Here is a 15,871-nt window from a genome sequence, read left to right as displayed (position 1 = left end):
GAAGGCAGGGGAGGGGAGCGGACGGCCCGAATATGAAAGGCAACCACAACCATGGGTATGACCATGCCGAACATCACCAACGCTCTTGAGGCGCTGACCCGCCCATCCACAGACCGCACCCGTTGCATCAATGCCGAGAACCCTCGGGGAGGCAAGGGCAGGGCGGCCATGACAGCCAGCAATCTCGGTCCATCCAGAAAAGGGACCCCCTGCCTCAAGAACATTCCTCCCGGGCAGGACATGGTCCTGGCCGACCTGTCAGGCGCAGGCGAGATCCGTCATATCTGGATGACCGTGACCGATGCCACCTCGCCCACCGGGCCTAACGTCCTGCGCAATCTGATCCTGGAGTGTTACTGGGACGGCGAACAGACGCCCTCCGTCTGCGTGCCCCTGGGCGACTTCTTCTGCTGTGGCCACGCCCAGGCCTGCCGGGTGGAGTCCGTGCCTGTGGCCGTCTACCCACGCCGCGGCTTCAACTGCTACTGGCCTATGCCCTTCCATGACGGGGCCAGGATCGTCCTGCGCAACCGCCACAACGAGCCCATCGAGGCCTTCTTCTACCAGATCGACTATGTGGAGAAGGATGAGCTGCCCAAGGAGGTCATGACCTTCCACGCCCAGTGGCGCCGTCAGCGGGTCACCGAACTGGGTCAGGACTACGTGATCCTGGACGGGGTGCATGGCCGGGGCTCCTACGTGGGCACCTATCTGGCTCTGACTGCCCTGGAGAGCCGCTGGTGGGGCGAGGGCGAGGTCAAGGTCTACCTTGACGGAGACAAGGACTATCCCACCTGGTGCTCCACAGGCAGTGAGGACTACTTCGGCGGCGCCTGGAGCTTTGCTGGGCAGGACGCGGATGATCGCATGCACGAGGTCACCTACAGCGGGGCCTACATGGGATTTCCCTTCCACTCCAGGCAGTTGGACAACCGCGAATCCCAGTACTGGGATGCCGACACCCCGGTGACCAGGGGGTTCTACCGCTGGCACATCCCTGACCCCATTATTTTCGCCAGCGATATCAAAGTGACCCTGCAGCAGATAGGCGTGGACGAACAGGGCTACTTCGAGCGTCAGGACGACCTGGCCAGCGTGGCTTACTGGTACCAGCAGGAGCCTCATCAGCCCTTCCCGCAACACGTGCTGGAGACAGGAGAGCGGGATCGTCGGCCCCGCTGAGCGACTCTGGGGGCCTCCAGCTTCTATCGGCTGATGGAAGAGCGGTCGATCAGCCTTGGTCGCTCCAGTTGGACTCGACCGGCCAGGGAGGCTCCCTCCTCCACAGCCTGGGTCAGCAACTCCGCAGCCTTGGCACACAGTGAACGGGGTGTAAGGGGAATCTCAGAGATTCCTTGAAGCTCAAGAGTGGGGCTGACCTTGCCTGCAGCGCAGGACAGAACGGCCACGTCGTCGGGAATGCTCACGCCGTCCGAGCGCATGCGGATCACCACGGTGTCCAGCAGGGAGGGGCGGATCTGGCCAATCAGGCCATCGATGTGGCCGTGATGGATGACATCCAGCACCTGCTGGGTGTAGGCCAGATCGCTGCCGGTAGGTCCCGGCTGAAGCTGCAGATCCATGCCCAGGCGGCGGGCCCAGTTCTTGAGACTGCGTAGCAGGATAAGGCGGAAACCGGACCCACGCCGGTATTCGCCCTCCAGATCCTCCAGAAAGAGCAGGCGTTTGCGTCCCGCTCGGGCCATGGCTTCCACCGCCATGCGGCCCATCAGATCGAAGTCCAAATCCACACAGGCGCAGGCCGCGTGCTGCCGAGGCACTCCCAGGGCCACGCAGGGGCGCCTGTATGATGCGGCCTGGGCGGCACGGATATCATCGTCCACCAGATCCATCAGGACCACCCCGTCTGCCAGATTGCTACGGGTGACCCGCCGGATATCTTCGACGCCGTTCTCAGCGGTCAGCAGCAGGGAGTCGTAGCCACGAGCATGCTCGCAGCTGGCCATCTCGATGAAGTAATCTGCGTAGGAGGCCCGGTTCTGCCCGGGGCGCAGCGGGGCGCTTAGAGCGACGATCTGGTTGCGCTTGGCCCGCAGCATCCGGGCTCCGGCATCCGCGGCGTAGTCCAGTTCGTCGGCGGCCTGCATGATCCGCTGGTAGGTTTCCGGAGAGACGGGACGCTTGCCGGAGAAGGCATAGGAGACTGTGCTGACCGAGACTCCGGCCCTTCTGGCGACGTCGCGTATGTCGGACATGGGTTCAGCGGCTCAGGTCCCAGGTGCTGCCAGCGGGTGTGTCCGCAACAGCCACGCCGGCCGCCGCCAGCTTATCCCTGATGGCATCGGCCCGGGCGAAGTCATGATCCTTTCGTGCTTGGTCGCGCTCCTTCAACTGCTGGCCTACCAAGGCATCCAGAGTATTCATGGCTTGGTCGTCACGGTCGGCTGCGGCCCCTGCCCAGTGGGGATCGAGAGGATCAAGTCCGAAGACATCCAGCATGGCTCTGACCTGGAGCAGGGCATTGGCCAGCCACTTCCGGTCCCGAGCTTCCGGGTCCGCATCCATGACAGCGTTGGCTTGACGGATCAGCGCATAGAGGGCGGCCAGACCGCCTGAGACGTTGATGTCGTCATTCATGGCCTGTACGAAGTCCTCTGGCAGATCGTCCGCACTCAGTCCCGCCACACGGTCACGCTCGGGTTGCGCGCCCAGGATCCGCCCGGCACGGTCCACGAAATTGCTGACGCGCTCGTAGGCGCCTTCGGCCTCCTGCAGGGACTGGTCGGACCACTCCAGCATGGACCGGTACTGCACCGAGACCAGCGCGTAGCGCACCACCCAGGCCGGATGCTGAGACAATACCTGTTCCACGGACAGTCCGTTGCCCAGGGACTTGCTCATCTTCTCGCCCTTCTGGGTCACCCAGGCCGTGTGCATCCATCGATGGGCGAACCCCCAGCCAGCTGCGTGCGACTGGGCCATCTCATTCTCGTGGTGGGGGAAGCGCAGGTCCAGGCCGCCTCCGTGGATGTCGAAATCCGCACCCAGATAGCGGTGACTCATGGCTGAGCATTCCAGATGCCAGCCCGGCCGACCTGTGCCGAAGGGGGTTTGCCAGCGAGCTGTGGGCGGGTCTGTAGGCTTGGGTGCCTTCCAAAGTGCGAAGTCGCGGGGGTCTCGCTTGCCGGGCTCCTCATCGGTATCGGCAGCCTGGTCATCAGTGTCGATGCTGGGCCCTAGCCGGTCGTTGGCGGCGGCCTGCTCGTCAGCGGGCTGGGTGCCGGTCTGCTGGTGGGTCAGGGCACCATACTCAGGCCAGGAGGCCACGTCGAAGTAGACATTGCCTGATGGGCGGCCCTGTTCGTCGGGCACCACATAGGCGTGGCCGCGGTCGATGATGCGCTGGATCAGGTCGATCATCTCGGGGATATGCCCGGTGGCTCGGGGCTCGTAGGTGGGTGGCAGGACTCCCATGGTCTCATAGGCATGGGTGAATTCGCGCTCGTAGATGTAGGCCCGCTCCCACCAGCGCTGGCCGTTGGCTGCCGCCTTGGTCAGGATCTTGTCGTCAATGTCGGTCACGTTGCGGATCAGGGTCACCTGGTAGCCCAGTCTGAGCAGCCAGCGCCTGATCACGTCGAAGGCCAAGGTGGTCCTGATATGGCCCAAGTGGGGCGAGCTCTGCACCGTGGCCCCGCACACGTAGATGCCAACCTTGCCCGGTTCGATGGGTCTGAAGGGGGTCACCTGGTGATCAGCTGTGTCATACAGACGCAGACCAGCTGCGGCCAGGCTGACTGAAGCCTTGGAATCATGCGGTTGCGAACTCGTATCCATACCCTTGAGCCTACCAAGGCTTGCTGACCGTCCAAGAGGAAATGCCGAGCCTGCAGACCCGGTCCGACGGCATGTGTGCAAGAATGGAATCATGGCGAAACCTAGGGTGCTGGTGCTCCAGCATGTGGATTGGGAGAAGCCAGGTCGCATTCTCGACAACCTCCAGGAGTGCGGGCTGGATACCGAGATCACCAATATCGTGGACGAGAAGAAGCCCAAGCTGCCGCGCTCGCGGGAGTTGGCGGGACTGGTCATGATGGGCGGGCCCATGTCGGCTGACGACTACGCGCATCACCCCGGACTCAAGGCGGAGACCAAGCTGGCCAAGGCTGCGATGGCTGCCAACAAGCCCATTCTGGGGATTTGCCTGGGTCATCAGATTCTGGCGCGAGCCCTGGGAGGCACCCTGATGCGGGACCAGGAGCCCGAATACGGCATGGGGCCCATCCGCTGGGTGGGGCAGGACGACGATGTGGCCATGTGGAGCAAGAACACGGATGTGCTGCACTGGCATGCCGACCAGGTCACTCTGCCTCCGGGGGCCAAGCTTCTGGCCCGCTCCCAGGCAACCAAGGTTCAGGCTTTTCGACTTGGATCAGCCTTGGGCCTGCAGTTCCACCTGGAGGTGACGGCGCCCATCTTCGAGGAATGGATGCAGGTGCCGAGCATGGTCGGCACGATGAAGAAGTCCAAGATCGCTAAAATGCGCGACGATTTTATCAAAGGGATGCCACAGATGCAGCCCTTGGCCGATGCCATCTTTTCTGCCTTTGCGGCCAGGTGTTCGACCCAGGCCGCTCAGCTGGCCGCCGACTGAGGCTATTCCAGCTCCTCTCCGATGGTCAGCCACTCCTCTTCCAACTGGTCCGACTGTCCGGTCAGATCCTTGAGCTTGCTGTTGAGCTCGTTGAGACCTTGGTAGTCGCCAGGGTCGTGCTCAGCCATCTGTCGTTCAAGATCTTTGCGTTGATCAGCCAGCTTGGCCAGCTTGCGTTCAATGGCGGAGGCCTGCTTGCTCAGATTTCGCCTGGCAACACGTTCGGCCTTGGCCTGATTGTGATTCCCGGTCTCCTTGGCTGATGCCTGGCCCGGTGCATCCGTAGCCTCACGGTCGGCCGACTCGACCATGTCCAGGTAGTCCTGGACACCGCCGGGCAGATGAACCACCTTGCCGTTGATCAGCGCGAACTGCTGGTCGGTCACCCGCTCCAGCAGGTAGCGGTCGTGGGAGACCACGATCAGGGTGCCCGGCCATGAGTCCAGCATGTCTTCCATGACGGCCAGCATGTCGGTATCCAGGTCGTTGCCTGGCTCATCCATGATCAGTGCGTTGGGCTCGTCCAGCAGGATGAGCAGGAGCTGCATGCGGCGCTTCTGTCCGCCTGACAGGTCACTGATCCTGGTCATCAGCTGGGAGCTTTCAAAGCCCAGGCGCTCCATCAATTGGCTAGGGGATACCTCCTTGCCCTCCACCAGATAGGTGGGCTTGTAGCGGCTGAGGACCTCCTTGATCCGATAGCGGCCCAGTTTCTCCAGCTCGTCCAGACGTTGGGTCAGCACCGCAAAGCGGACCGTCTTACCTACTTTGACGTGTCCTGCTGTGGGAGCCACGCTGCCGTCAATCAGACCCAGCAGGGTGGACTTGCCTGCTCCGTTGGCACCTACGATGCCGAATCGATCGCCAGGGCCGATCAACCAGGTCACATCGTCCAGGACCTTATGTCCGCTGATAGTGAGGGTGTCGGCCGCTGCAGTGCTCGGGCGGTCCTGGCCGTCTTCAACATTCTTGTCAGGATCGGTAGCCACGGTCACCGAACCCATCAGAGGGCGCTCGGCATGGGGGGAGGGGACCCGGTCGTTCTTGTTTCCATCGGTATCGGGGTCGGCCCCTGGATAGATCTTGGTCACGTCGACCAGGTCCACCACCTGCTTGCCCAGGCGGGAGGTGGCCATCCGCTTAAGCTCCAGGCTGTTGCGCATGGGTGGCACGTCAGCGATCAGTTCCTGCGCCGCCTTGACATGGAACTTCTGCTTGGTCGATCGGGCCCGGGCGCCTCGGGTCAGCCAGGCCAGTTCCTTGCGGGCCAGGTTGCGGCGCTTGGTCTCGGCCAGATCCGCCTGGCGCTCGCGCTCCACCCGCTGGAGCATGTAAGCGCTGTAGCCACCCTCGAAGGGGTCGATGGTTCCGTCATGCACCTCCCACATGGAGGTGCAGACCTCGTCCAGGAACCAGCGGTCGTGAGTGACCAGCAGGAGGGCTCCGGAGTTCTTGGCCCAGCGGTTCTTCAGGTGTTCGGCCAGCCAGTGGATGGTGAGCAGGTCCAGATGATTGGTCGGCTCATCCAGGGCCAGGATGTCCCAATCCCGGAGCAGCAGCCGGGCCAGATCCACCCTGCGGCGCTGACCGCCTGACAGGGTGCCCACCTTGGCTTCCAGCTCCATGCCGCCCAGAAGGGACTCGACGATTTCACGGGATCGGGGGTCGGCAGCCCACTCGTAGTCTTGCCGATTCTCCAAGGCAGCCTTGCGGACCGTGTCCTCGTCCTTCAGGGGATCACGTTGGTCCAGCATGCCGAAGGTGAGTCCATTGCGCATAGTCACCCGGCCCTGATCGGGTTCCTTGGTGCCTTTCAGCAGATGCAGCAGTGTGGATTTGCCGTCACCGTTTCGGCCCACGATGCCGATCCGATCGCCCTCGAAAATGCCCTGCGTCACATCCGTAAAGATGGTTTTGGTGGCGAAAGATAGAGCGACGTGTTCCAGACCGAGATCATAGATGGGCATGATTCCCCAATCTACCGCCAGCCTTGGATGGAATGAGCTGTGGGCTTTTCAAGGGGAGAGGGATTATTGGTCCTGGTCGTTCTCCTGGTTACGCTGATGAATTCTGTCCAGGTAACCGGTTTTGTCCGCATCGGTGATAGATCGCAGGACAGCGCAGGGGTTGCCGACCGCAACTACCTGATCCGGTATGTCATGGGTGACGACAGATCCCGCTCCGATGACGGCTCCACGGCCGATCCGCACTCCTCCCAGGACGACTACGTGGCCACCCAGCCAGGCTCCCCGGCAGATTTCGATGGGTCGGGCCAGGCAGGCGCCAGCCTTCCGCTCCTCATAGTCCAGGGCATGGTTGGTGCAGAAGAGCCCTACACCGGGGCCTATCCACACGTTCCTGCCTATGGTGATCGGAGCGTTATCCAGCATGACGGCGCCGTAATTGATCAGCGTCTGGCTGCCGATCCGTATGTTGCAACCAACTTCGCATCTGAAGTCCGGATTGATGACGACATCCTGTCCCATCTGGCCCAGCAGGTCTTCCAGAATCCGTCGCCGTTCCTGCTTCTGCCCAGGGCCGGTCCTGTTGTACTCCAGGAAGAGGTTCTCTGCACGTTCCCTTTGGCGATCGATGTCGGGATGGGTGTCTTGATAGACCTGACCGGATACCATCCGCTCCCATTCGATTCGGCCGGTCCTACTCATTCCCGCCGTCACATCGTCAGCCATGCGCACCACCTTCCAGGATTACAGGAGGAATCAGCGGCCGGTGATCTGGGAGCCCAGCACCTTCTCGCTCAGGGCCCGGGGACCCCGGGTAACAGCCACGGCGCCCGACCGGACCAGCTCGATGATGCCGAAGGGCCGCAGCAGCCGCAGCAGGGCCTCCAGTTTGCCCTCTGCCCCCGTAGCCTCAATGGTCAGGGACTCGGGATGGACATCAACCACACGTACGCGGAAGAGTTTGACAATCTCCAGCACGTCGGAGCGGTTGCGTTCATTGGCCTTGACCTTGATCATGACCAGCTCGCGCTCCACGGCCTCGTCGCCCTTGAGTTCGACGATCTTGAGCACATGCAGCAGCTTGTTGAGCTGCTTGATGATCTGCTCCAGGGGGACGGCCTCCACGTCTGCCGTGACCGTGATCCGGGAGATGTCGTCTCGCTCGGTGGACGAGACGGACAGGGAGTTGATGTTGAAGGCGCGCCGGGCGAATAGGCCAGCCACCCTGGCCAGGACGCCGGGGCGGTTCTCGACCAGGACGGAAAGGGTGTGCCGTTCGGAACCGGGCTTGGATGCTGGATAATTGGCCATGTGGTGCCCCTTTCCTACTTGTTCATGCGACCGGCGGCGTCGCTGGCCATGGCTGCCCGGTCGGCTCCGGTCTGCTCATGCGGCTCGGTCTGCTCCTGCTCCGGACGGATGCCGGCCAGGGGCTGCACGCCCGGCTTGTAGATGATGGTGTCATTGGAGGCGCCTGCCGGGACCATGGGCCACACCATGGCATCCTTCCAGACGCGGAAGTCGATCAGGACCGGCCGGTTAGTCACTGCGTTGGCCTTATCGATGGCCTCCAGGGCCTGCTCCTGGGTAAAGGCACGCAGTCCCAGGCAGCCATAGGCCTCGGCCAGTTTGACGAAGTCGGGGATGCCGTTGCCGTCTGTGGGCTTGGCGCCGCCGTCCTCCAGGTTGGTCTGGGAATAGTGGCTGCCGTAGAAGAGGGTCTGCCACTGACGCACCATGCCATAGACCGAGTTGTTGAGTATGGCTATGCGGATGGGCAGTCCCGCCTGCCCGGCTGTGGCCAGCTCCTCGGAGGTCATCTGGAAGGAGCCATCCCCGTCGATCAGCCAGACGGGTCGCGGATCCTCCTGTTCCCTGGTACCGATGGCCGTGCCGATGGCGGCGGGCAGGCCGTAGCCCATAGTTCCCAGTCCGCAGGAGGAGACCCAGGAGCGGGTGCGTTCAAAGTCGATGAACTGGCTGGCCCACATCTGGTGCTGACCCACGCCGGATACCCAGATGGTGTTGGGATCGGCCTTGTTGCTCAGGGTTTGGACCACCCACTGGGGGGCCAGGGTGCCGTCCGGGCTGGGCTCAAAGGTGGTGGGGTAGTCGTGCCGCCAGCCGTCGATCAGTCGCCACCAGGGCTTGAGGTCGGGCTTGCCCCAGGTGCGTTGGGCCGCCTTGAGTGCCGGGATCAGGTCGTCCAGCACCTGGCCCACGTCCCCGACGATGGGTACGTCTGCCTGCCGGTTCTTACCGATTTCGGCCGGGTCGATGTCGATGTGGATGACCCTGGCCACCGGGGCGAAATCTTCCAGGCTGCCGGTCACCCGGTCGTCGAAGCGAGTGCCCACAGCCACCAGCAGGTCGGAGTGCTGGATGGCCCCGTTGGCGGCCACCGTGCCGTGCATGCCGGGCATTCCCAGTACTGCAGGATCGGAGTCAGGTACGATGCCTCGCGCAGGCAGGGTGGTGACCATGGGGGCACCGGTAGCTCGCACGAGTTCCTGGACCTGCCGACGGGCGTCCGACCGGACTGCGCCGCCGCCCACATAGAGGACAGGCCTGTGCGACTGGACCAGGAGCCGGGCGGCATCATCCAGGACGTGCCCGTGGGCCCGTGTCACCGGGTTATAGCCAGGCAGAATCATCTCCTGGGGCCAGGAGTAGAGCATTTTGCCGTTCTGGGCCGTCTTGCTCAGGTCCACCACTACCGGCCCGGGTCTTCCTGAGCGGGCGATGTGGTAGGCCTCGGTCATGACCCGGGGGATGTCCTGGGCCTTGGTCACCAGATAGGAGTGTTTGGCCACCGGGTAGGTGATGCCCACGATGTCGGCCTCCTGGAAGGCGTCGGTGCCGATGGAGTCCACACCCACCTGGCCGGTCACCACTACCAAGGGAACCGAGTCCATCATGGCATCGGCTATGGGGGTGACCATGTTGGTGGCTCCGGGTCCGGAGGTCACCAGGCAGACCCCCACCTTGCCTGTGGAGACGGCGTAGCCCTCAGCTGCGTGGCCGGCTGCCTGCTCGTGGCGGGTTAGTGTGAAGTTGAAGCGCACCTGCTCGTCAATGGCGTCGTAGGCGGGCAGAATAGCGCCTCCAGGAACGCCGAAGACCTGGGTGACCCCCAGATCCTCCAGGGACCGAATCAGCGCCTGGGCTCCCGTCATGGGCTCGCCTTGGGCGGGGACATCCTTGTCGTCATGGTCCCAGTTCTTGGGTACCGAGCTGAATGCTTGCAGAGGTGTCGGCAGACTCATGTTTCCTCTCGACCTCCAGACTGCGCGCCGACCTGCGGCCGTGCATGTCGAAATACGAACCTGTCGGAGCGTCGGCGGGGTAGGCGGACGAATCCCGATCAGGAGGAGGCACCTGTGCCGTTCGTGACGGCGTGCTTCCGGGTTATGCCCATAGTCTAAACAGGGGTCTGGTCGGGGCGTTGGCGCAGTACCGCATGCCGGAATTTCGGTTGGAACCTCAGGAGGATTGCTCGGCGCGCAGAGTCGCAAGCAGATCCTGGTCGTCCAGCCGCTTCCACCCCTGGGCGGCAGCAGCCAGCTGGGCCTTCCGCTTGCTACTGGCCCGGCCCTTGCCGATCACGGTCCCGCCGTCCTCCAGACGCAGTTCGGCGGTAAAGACCTGGGCGTATTCCGGTCCGGAGACCGCCATGGCGTACCGGGGCTCGCCCAAGCCCAGCTTGTGGGCCTTGACGGTGATCGAGGTCTTCCAATCCAGTGCCGGCCCCTCGGTGGCTACCTCGGCCAGGGTGTCGTCAAGAAGGGTATGGACGGTGGTCCTGGCCCCCTCGATGCCGTGTTCCACAAAGACCGATCCGATCAACGATTCGACGGTATCGCAGAGTATGGAGTCCTTGTCGGCCCCACCGTTTTCGCTCTCGCCATGGCCCAGAAGAATATACTGCCCCAGGTGCAGTTTCTTCCGGGCGATGGCCGACAGTGCCTCTTCGGAGACAGCCTTGGCCCGCATTTTGGCCAGCTGGCCCTCGGTCATGTCTGGATGAACCTTGTATAGGGTCTCGGTGGCCACCAGTTCCAGAACCGCGTCGCCCAGGAACTCCAGCCGTTCATTGTTGGGCATGCCGGGGTGCTCATGGGCGAAGGAGCGATGGGTCAGGGCATGCACCAGCAGTTCCGGGCTGATCCTGCCACCCAGGGCCTGGAAGAGCTCCTCAGCCGCCTGGTTGCCGGAATCCACTTGCTCCTGTTCCTCCTGTTGCATATGGTTTTCCTGATCCTTTCCGGACTGCTCTGTCTGCATGGCCTTTCTCGCTTTCTCGGCCTTGCCCTCTGATGATATGGAAAAACCCCTGCCACCCGTCGATGGCCGGGGTTCTCTCATTGCGTATCGTTCGCTGATTGGCTCACTTGCTGAACTGCGAGCGAATGGCGTCGCGGTAGACGCGCCCGCGGTACATGCCGCAGCTGGGGCATGCCATGTGCGGCAGCGCAGGGGCTCCGCAGTTGGGGCAAGTCACCGTAGCGGCGGCCTGGGTCTTCCAGTTGGCGCGCCGGGAATGGGTGTTGGCGCGCGAGGTCTTGTACTTTGGCAGTGCCATATTGTCCTCTGTTTCGATCGAATACTTCGAGCTTAAGCGTAGAGCAGTCTACCGCAACCTCCGGTCATTCGCCAGCCTGGCCGTCGTTGCCGGGGTTCTCCTCCTGCTCCAAGCGCTGTTTGAGTCCTGCCAGGGCTGCCCAGCGGTCGTCCATTATCTCGTGGTGGTGATCGGGATGGTCGTTCAGATCCATGCCGCACTGGGGGCACAGACCCCGGCAGTCTGGTCGGCACAGGGGCTGCAGGGGGAGGGCCTCCACCAGGGTGTCGCGCAGCAGGGCCTCCAGATCCATGAAGGCGCCCCCGCTGGCCAGAGGATAGGTCTGACCGCTGGCCTCCTCCTGTTCGGCCAGGATCTCCTCCTTGCCATGGGTCGGCTCCGGTTCTGGATCCTTGTAGGGGAAGAAAACCACCGGATCGTCCTGGAGGCTGGTATCCACGGGTCTCAAGCAGCGGGTGCATTCGGTCTTCAGGGGCACGCTGATATGGGCCTGCAATAAGAGTCCGTCCACAAGGGAGTCGATGTCGCCCTTCACGTGCACGGGTGTTCCTGCCGGGATGCCCACTACCTGGTCGCCAATGCCCTCAGGGGCTGGAAAATCGCGGTCCACCTGGGTGCTCTGCCCTGCCCGCGTCGACACCTGGGCCACTGAAACCGCCCAGGGGGAATCCTCTGGTCTGCTCATCCCTGCGTCTCCTTTCCCTGATCCGAGACTGACGCGTTCATGCTACGCGCTGCCTCCTGCTCACGCTGGTGGAGAACCTCCAGACCGGCACGCACATCCTGACTCATCTTGCCCAGCTGGGTGTCAAGCTCGCCCATGACCTGGGCGGCATACCCATCGGCCCCTTGGACCAGACGGTCTGCTTGGGCCTGGGCCGTGTCAATGATGGTCTGGGCATTCTGCCGGGCTATGGCCACCACGTTCTCCTGACCGGCCAGGAAGCGGGCCTGCTCGCCAGCCTCCTTGACGATGTCTGCAGCTCGGCTCTGAGCGTCGGATATGGTGGCGTTGGCCTGGGTCTGCGCCGTATTCAGCCGGCGTTCCGCCTCCCTCATGAGCGCCGAGGCCCGCTCCAACTGCACTGGCAGCATTTTTTTGAGTTCGTTGAGGTCGTCGGCCAGCTCGTCCCGGTCCACCTTGACCAGTCCCGGGCTGAAAATGGGGGCCTTGGCCTCGTCCAGCATGGCCTGGATCCTGTCGATGATGTCATAGACGGTGGTGAATTCCGATCGGGGGTTCCCGCTCTCGCTTCGATCCTCCTGCAGGTCGGGCAGGTCCTTCATGTCGACTGCGGACCTGGGAGCGCTCGCTCGGGTCGAGTCGTCGATAGGCTCGTCATCGTCCCTTTCCTGGGTCTGCTCGTTCATCATTGGCTCTTTTCCGTGTGCGGTGTGTCCCTGTGCAAGGTGTCTATCAGTGCATCCACGACGCTGTCGGGGACCATGCCGGTGATGTCCCCTCCATGCCTGGCCACATCCTTGACGATGGTGCTGGAGATGTGTTCCCTCACCGGATCGGCTGGCAGGAAGAGCGTTTCCACCCCGGACAGCTTGCGATTGACCAGGGCCATGCCCAGCTCGGCTTCATAGTCCCCGTTCTGCCTCAGTCCCTTGACGATGACCGAGGCGCCCACCTTACGGCAGTAGTCGGTGATCAGGCCATCGGTAGAGGCTACGGTGATGTTCGGGTATCCGTCCTCGTCCAGGGCACGGCGGATCATGGCCACCCGCTCCTGTTCGCTGAACATGGGGGTCTTGGCGGCATTGACGGCCACAACCACGTGGACCGTCTCAAAGAAGCAGGCACAACGTTCGATCACATCCATGTGGCCGGAAGTGACCGGATCATATGAGCCAGGGCATACAGCGATAGTCATGATTCTCAGCGTAGCGCGTCATAGGGAGCGAACGTGTAGCTCGCCGCCGTACCATGGATATCATGACTGCAAGCAAGAGCATTCGCATGGAGGATCCGGAGCGGGAGCAGAACCCCGACCAGGGCACTGGCACGGCTGTGCTGGACCGTCCGGACACCGAGACCGCCGAGAAAACCCGGCTGAACGACCAGGGCGATGCGGACCGGTTCGCCCACTACGTCTCCCGTGAGCGCATCGCCGAATCCAAGCTGACCGGCCGACCGGTCGTGGCCCTCTGCGGCAAGGTCTGGGTGCCCAAGCATGACCCCTCCCAGTACCCGGTCTGCCCGGACTGCAAGCGCATCTACGAGCAGATGACCGGTGGCAGCCACTGAGCGCTATTGAGCGGTCCGGGTTGCTTCAGGACTGCTTGTCCAAGGCGATCCGGTCGATCATCTCCAGTTCCTCCCGGCTGAAGTCGGCCGACTGGACAGCCTTGAGATTGTCCAGGATCTGCTCGGGCTTGGAGGCGCCGATGAGCACCGAGGTGACAGCCGGGTCCCTGAGCAACCAGGCCAGGGCCATCTCTGCCAGACTCTGGCCGCGTTGACGGGCCAGGTCGTTCAGGTCCTGAATCTGCTTCAGCCGCTGAGGGGTCAGCGCAGACTCCTTGAGGAAGCGACCGTCGGACCGAATGCGGCTGTCCTCGGGAATCCCGTGCAGGTAGCGGTCGGTCAGCAGCCCTTGGGCCAGCGGGCTGAAGGTGATCAGTCCCTTCTTCTCTTTCATCACGGCCTCTTTGAGCCCGTTGTCCTCGATGGTTCTGTCGAAGATGGAGTAGCGGTTCTGGTTGATGACGAAGGGGACGTGCATCTCGGTCAGGATGGCCGCAGCCCGTGCCATGGTCGGCCCGTCGTAGTTGGACAGTCCCAGGTAGAGGGCCTTGCCGCTGGTGACCGCCTGGGCCAGGGCGCCCATGGTCTCTTCTAGGGGTGTGTCCGGATCGGGGCGGTGGTGGTAGAAGATGTCCACATAGTCAAGCCCCAGCCGTTTCAGGCTCTGGTCCAGTCCAGACAGCAGATGCTTGCGTGAGCCAAGGTTCCCGTAAGGGCCGGGCCACATTTCATAACCAGCCTTGGTGGAGATGATCAGCTCCTGGCGGTGATGACTGAAGCATCGCCGCAGGATGATCCCCATGTTGCGTTCGGCGGCGCCCGGTTCAGGCCCGTAGTTGTCGGCCAGGTCGAAATGGGTGATGCCGTGGTCGAAGGCCGTCGTGCACAGCTCCTGCATACGATCCAGGGGCGTGGTGTCGCCGAAGTTGTGCCAGCAGCCCAGGCAGATGGGTGGCAGTTTCAGACCGCTGTCGCCACACGGCCGGTAGGTGGTGGAATCGTATCGACTCGGGTCGGGCTGGTAGGTTTCGGATTGTGTGCTCATTAGATAGTCCTCACTAGGGTGGGCAGGACCGGCTCCCCCTTCATCAGGCTCAGGGCGTTGATGGGCAGCTCCTTAAGGGCCTTGGCCCGGTGCTCTCGGGCGTCCAGTACGGCCTGCTCACCCTGGAACTCTGGCTTGCCCTGGCCATGATCCACGTAGGTGACCAGCAGATCCCGCCAGTCCTGCTCGGGCGTATAGGCTGCCAGCGCATCCTCAGCGCCCGAGATGACGTGCTCAGCATCGGCCACTCCGTTGTGGTAGGAGCGGTAGGCCAGCTTGCGTCCCGGCACTGAGGCCTTGCCCACCGACTTCTTGGCGACGGCCTGCATAACTCCGTCGGAATTCTCTCGCTCGGTCAGCTTGTAGACCATGGCGCAGGTGGGGGCCCCCGAACCGGTGACCAGCATGGTGCCGACCCCGTAGGAGTCCACCGGGGCGTCCTGCAGGGAGGCGATGGCGTACTCGTCCAGATCGTTGGTGACGGTGATAGTGGCCTTGGTGGCTCCCAAGGAGTCCAGCTGGGCGCGGACCTGCTGGGCCAGCGAGCCCAAGTCTCCGGAGTCGATGCGGACACCACCCAGCTCAGGTCCTGCCACCTCGACGGCTGTCCTGACGGCCTCCTCGATGGAGTAGGTGTCGGTCAGCAGGGTGGTTCCCTTGCCCAGGGCCTGGATCTGTCCTTGGAAGGCCTCGCGTTCATTGTCATGCAGGAGGGTAAATGAGTGGGCTGCGGTGCCGATGGCCTTGAAGCCGTATCGCTTGGCCGCCAGCAGGTTTGAAGTCCCCTGGAATCCACCGACTATGGCCGCTCTGGCCGCTGCCACGGCCGCATATTCGTTGGCCCGGCGTGCGCCCATGTCCATGCAGGGCCGGCCCTTGGCCGCGGTGACCATGCGGGAGGCGGCCGAGGCCACAGCCGAGTCGTAGTTGAGTATGGAAAGGATCAGGGTCTCCAGCAGGGTGCACTCGCCGAAACTGCCTTCGATCTGCAGAATGGGGGAGTCGGGGAAGAATATCTCGCCCTCCCGGTAGCCGCGGATGGTTCCGGTGAATCGGAAGTGTTCCAGCCAGTCGATGGTGGTCTGGCTAACGATGTGACGGTCGGACAGGAAGCGCAGCTCGTCCTCGCTGGGGTGGAAATCCGCCAGCGCATCCAGAATCCGTCCGGTGCCTGCTACCACTCCGTAGCGGCGCCCTGCCGGCAGGTGTCTGGTGTAGACCTCGAAGACGGATCGTCGCCCGGCCGTACCATCCTGCAGGGCGGCATCCAGCATGGTGTATTCATACATGTCGGTCATCAGAGCCGTCGAGGTTCCGGTGTCCTTACTATTGTTTTCTGCGTTCATATCTTCCCCTTTGTGGGTGGAAAAGCCCTTGGTTGGCCCCCAGTCTAATCCTCTGCCGACCTACA

At 63.0% G+C, this 15,871-nt stretch carries 16 protein-coding genes; 3 read left to right on the top strand and 13 right to left on the bottom strand.

The genetic code is table 11. From position 1 onward, the window contains the following. The first annotated feature begins 57 nt into the window (after positions 1-57). Positions 58-1,182, top strand: coding sequence for a glycoside hydrolase family 172 protein (locus tag LPC22_RS04420; RefSeq protein ID WP_373312893.1), 1,125 nt, complete (start codon positions 58-60; stop codon positions 1,180-1,182). 23 nt (positions 1,183-1,205) lie between these two features. Here the strand turns inward: LPC22_RS04420 and LPC22_RS04415 are convergent, their stop codons facing one another. Then, positions 1,206-2,216 (bottom strand): LacI family DNA-binding transcriptional regulator, encoded by a 1,011-nt coding sequence (locus tag LPC22_RS04415; protein ID WP_229132660.1) that lies wholly within the window; start codon positions 2,214-2,216, stop codon positions 1,206-1,208. Positions 2,217-2,220: 4 nt separating this feature from the next. Beyond that, complete coding sequence (cysS, locus tag LPC22_RS04410; protein ID WP_229132658.1) at positions 2,221-3,798, bottom strand: cysteine--tRNA ligase; 1,578 nt, start codon at positions 3,796-3,798, stop codon at positions 2,221-2,223. A 91-nt stretch (positions 3,799-3,889) separates the two neighbouring features. Here cysS and LPC22_RS04405 point away from each other — a divergent pair, with 91 nt between their 5' ends. Beyond that, positions 3,890-4,615, top strand: a complete 726-nt coding sequence (locus LPC22_RS04405; protein ID WP_024627644.1) for a type 1 glutamine amidotransferase — start codon at positions 3,890-3,892, stop codon at positions 4,613-4,615. 2 nt (positions 4,616-4,617) lie between these two features. On the opposite strand, the gene LPC22_RS04400 is transcribed toward LPC22_RS04405, so the two are convergent. The 9 genes from LPC22_RS04400 to coaD form a co-directional block, all read right to left on the bottom strand. Further along, positions 4,618-6,582: an ABC-F family ATP-binding cassette domain-containing protein gene (locus tag LPC22_RS04400; RefSeq protein ID WP_229132657.1), complete on the bottom strand. Its 1,965-nt coding sequence runs from the start codon at positions 6,580-6,582 to the stop codon at positions 4,618-4,620. Between the two features lie 63 nt (positions 6,583-6,645). Next, positions 6,646-7,305 (bottom strand): sugar O-acetyltransferase, encoded by a 660-nt coding sequence (locus LPC22_RS04395; RefSeq protein ID WP_229132655.1) that lies wholly within the window; start codon positions 7,303-7,305, stop codon positions 6,646-6,648. A 30-nt stretch (positions 7,306-7,335) separates the two neighbouring features. Next, positions 7,336-7,890 carry an acetolactate synthase small subunit gene (gene ilvN / locus LPC22_RS04390; RefSeq protein WP_015021375.1) on the bottom strand — a complete coding sequence of 185 codons (555 nt, stop codon included), beginning with the start codon at positions 7,888-7,890 and terminating at the stop codon, positions 7,336-7,338. A 14-nt stretch (positions 7,891-7,904) separates the two neighbouring features. Next, positions 7,905-9,845: an acetolactate synthase large subunit gene (locus LPC22_RS04385; RefSeq protein ID WP_229132653.1), complete on the bottom strand. Its 1,941-nt coding sequence runs from the start codon at positions 9,843-9,845 to the stop codon at positions 7,905-7,907. A 217-nt stretch (positions 9,846-10,062) separates the two neighbouring features. Further along, positions 10,063-10,824 carry a ribonuclease III gene (gene rnc, locus LPC22_RS04380; RefSeq protein WP_229132645.1) on the bottom strand — a complete coding sequence of 254 codons (762 nt, stop codon included), beginning with the start codon at positions 10,822-10,824 and terminating at the stop codon, positions 10,063-10,065. Positions 10,825-10,966: 142 nt separating this feature from the next. Beyond that, positions 10,967-11,161, bottom strand: coding sequence for a 50S ribosomal protein L32 (rpmF, locus tag LPC22_RS04375; protein WP_015021378.1), 195 nt, complete (start codon positions 11,159-11,161; stop codon positions 10,967-10,969). Positions 11,162-11,225: 64 nt separating this feature from the next. Next, entirely contained in the window at positions 11,226-11,846 is a 621-nt protein-coding gene (locus LPC22_RS04370) for a YceD family protein (RefSeq protein ID WP_229132625.1), read from the bottom strand. Further along, entirely contained in the window at positions 11,843-12,535 is a 693-nt protein-coding gene (locus tag LPC22_RS04365; protein WP_024627650.1) for an SPFH domain-containing protein, read from the bottom strand. The genes LPC22_RS04370 and LPC22_RS04365 overlap by 4 nt, the downstream gene beginning before the upstream one ends. Beyond that, the gene (gene coaD, locus LPC22_RS04360) at positions 12,532-13,041 is read right to left on the bottom strand and encodes a pantetheine-phosphate adenylyltransferase (RefSeq protein ID WP_045923959.1); all 510 of its coding nucleotides are present in this window, start codon (positions 13,039-13,041) and stop codon (positions 12,532-12,534) included. The genes LPC22_RS04365 and coaD overlap by 4 nt, the downstream gene beginning before the upstream one ends. A gap of 62 nt (positions 13,042-13,103) precedes the next feature. Between coaD and LPC22_RS04355 the strand changes: the two genes are divergently transcribed. Then, positions 13,104-13,415, top strand: coding sequence for a DUF3039 domain-containing protein (locus tag LPC22_RS04355; RefSeq protein WP_024627652.1), 312 nt, complete (start codon positions 13,104-13,106; stop codon positions 13,413-13,415). Positions 13,416-13,440: 25 nt separating this feature from the next. Here the strand turns inward: LPC22_RS04355 and LPC22_RS04350 are convergent, their stop codons facing one another. After that, positions 13,441-14,460: an aldo/keto reductase gene (locus LPC22_RS04350; protein ID WP_229132624.1), complete on the bottom strand. Its 1,020-nt coding sequence runs from the start codon at positions 14,458-14,460 to the stop codon at positions 13,441-13,443. Beyond that, the gene (locus LPC22_RS04345; protein ID WP_229132613.1) at positions 14,460-15,806 is read right to left on the bottom strand and encodes a nicotinate phosphoribosyltransferase; all 1,347 of its coding nucleotides are present in this window, start codon (positions 15,804-15,806) and stop codon (positions 14,460-14,462) included. The genes LPC22_RS04350 and LPC22_RS04345 overlap by 1 nt, the downstream gene beginning before the upstream one ends. Positions 15,807-15,871 lie beyond the last annotated feature (65 nt).

This window comes from Bifidobacterium mizhiense, from assembly GCF_020884755.1.
Lineage (GTDB): Bacteria > Actinomycetota > Actinomycetes > Actinomycetales > Bifidobacteriaceae > Bombiscardovia > Bombiscardovia mizhiensis.
Note: the sequence above shows the minus strand (reverse complement) of the source record. Positions and strands in the feature narration are given on the sequence as shown.

Bases quoted from the DNA above. Each gene is read 5' to 3' on its own strand.
- LPC22_RS04400 (WP_229132657.1), bottom strand. From the start codon at position 6,582: ATGCCCATCTATGATCTCGGTCTGGAACACGTCGCTCTATCTTTCGCC.
- LPC22_RS04365 (WP_024627650.1), bottom strand. From the start codon at position 12,535: ATGATGAACGAGCAGACCCAGGAAAGGGACGATGACGAGCCTATCGAC.
- rnc (WP_229132645.1), bottom strand. From the start codon at position 10,824: ATGCAACAGGAGGAACAGGAGCAAGTGGATTCCGGCAACCAGGCGGCT.
- LPC22_RS04395 (WP_229132655.1), bottom strand. From the start codon at position 7,305: ATGGCTGACGATGTGACGGCGGGAATGAGTAGGACCGGCCGAATCGAA.
- LPC22_RS04370 (WP_229132625.1), bottom strand. From the start codon at position 11,846: ATGAGCAGACCAGAGGATTCCCCCTGGGCGGTTTCAGTGGCCCAGGTG.
- cysS (WP_229132658.1), bottom strand. From the start codon at position 3,798: ATGGATACGAGTTCGCAACCGCATGATTCCAAGGCTTCAGTCAGCCTG.
- ilvN (WP_015021375.1), bottom strand. From the start codon at position 7,890: ATGGCCAATTATCCAGCATCCAAGCCCGGTTCCGAACGGCACACCCTT.
- LPC22_RS04405 (WP_024627644.1), top strand. From the start codon at position 3,890: ATGGCGAAACCTAGGGTGCTGGTGCTCCAGCATGTGGATTGGGAGAAG.
- coaD (WP_045923959.1), bottom strand. From the start codon at position 13,041: ATGACTATCGCTGTATGCCCTGGCTCATATGATCCGGTCACTTCCGGC.
- LPC22_RS04420 (WP_373312893.1), top strand. From the start codon at position 58: ATGACCATGCCGAACATCACCAACGCTCTTGAGGCGCTGACCCGCCCA.
- LPC22_RS04345 (WP_229132613.1), bottom strand. From the start codon at position 15,806: ATGAACGCAGAAAACAATAGTAAGGACACCGGAACCTCGACGGCTCTG.
- LPC22_RS04350 (WP_229132624.1), bottom strand. From the start codon at position 14,460: ATGAGCACACAATCCGAAACCTACCAGCCCGACCCGAGTCGATACGAT.
- LPC22_RS04355 (WP_024627652.1), top strand. From the start codon at position 13,104: ATGACTGCAAGCAAGAGCATTCGCATGGAGGATCCGGAGCGGGAGCAG.
- rpmF (WP_015021378.1), bottom strand. From the start codon at position 11,161: ATGGCACTGCCAAAGTACAAGACCTCGCGCGCCAACACCCATTCCCGG.
- LPC22_RS04415 (WP_229132660.1), bottom strand. From the start codon at position 2,216: ATGTCCGACATACGCGACGTCGCCAGAAGGGCCGGAGTCTCGGTCAGC.
- LPC22_RS04385 (WP_229132653.1), bottom strand. From the start codon at position 9,845: ATGAGTCTGCCGACACCTCTGCAAGCATTCAGCTCGGTACCCAAGAAC.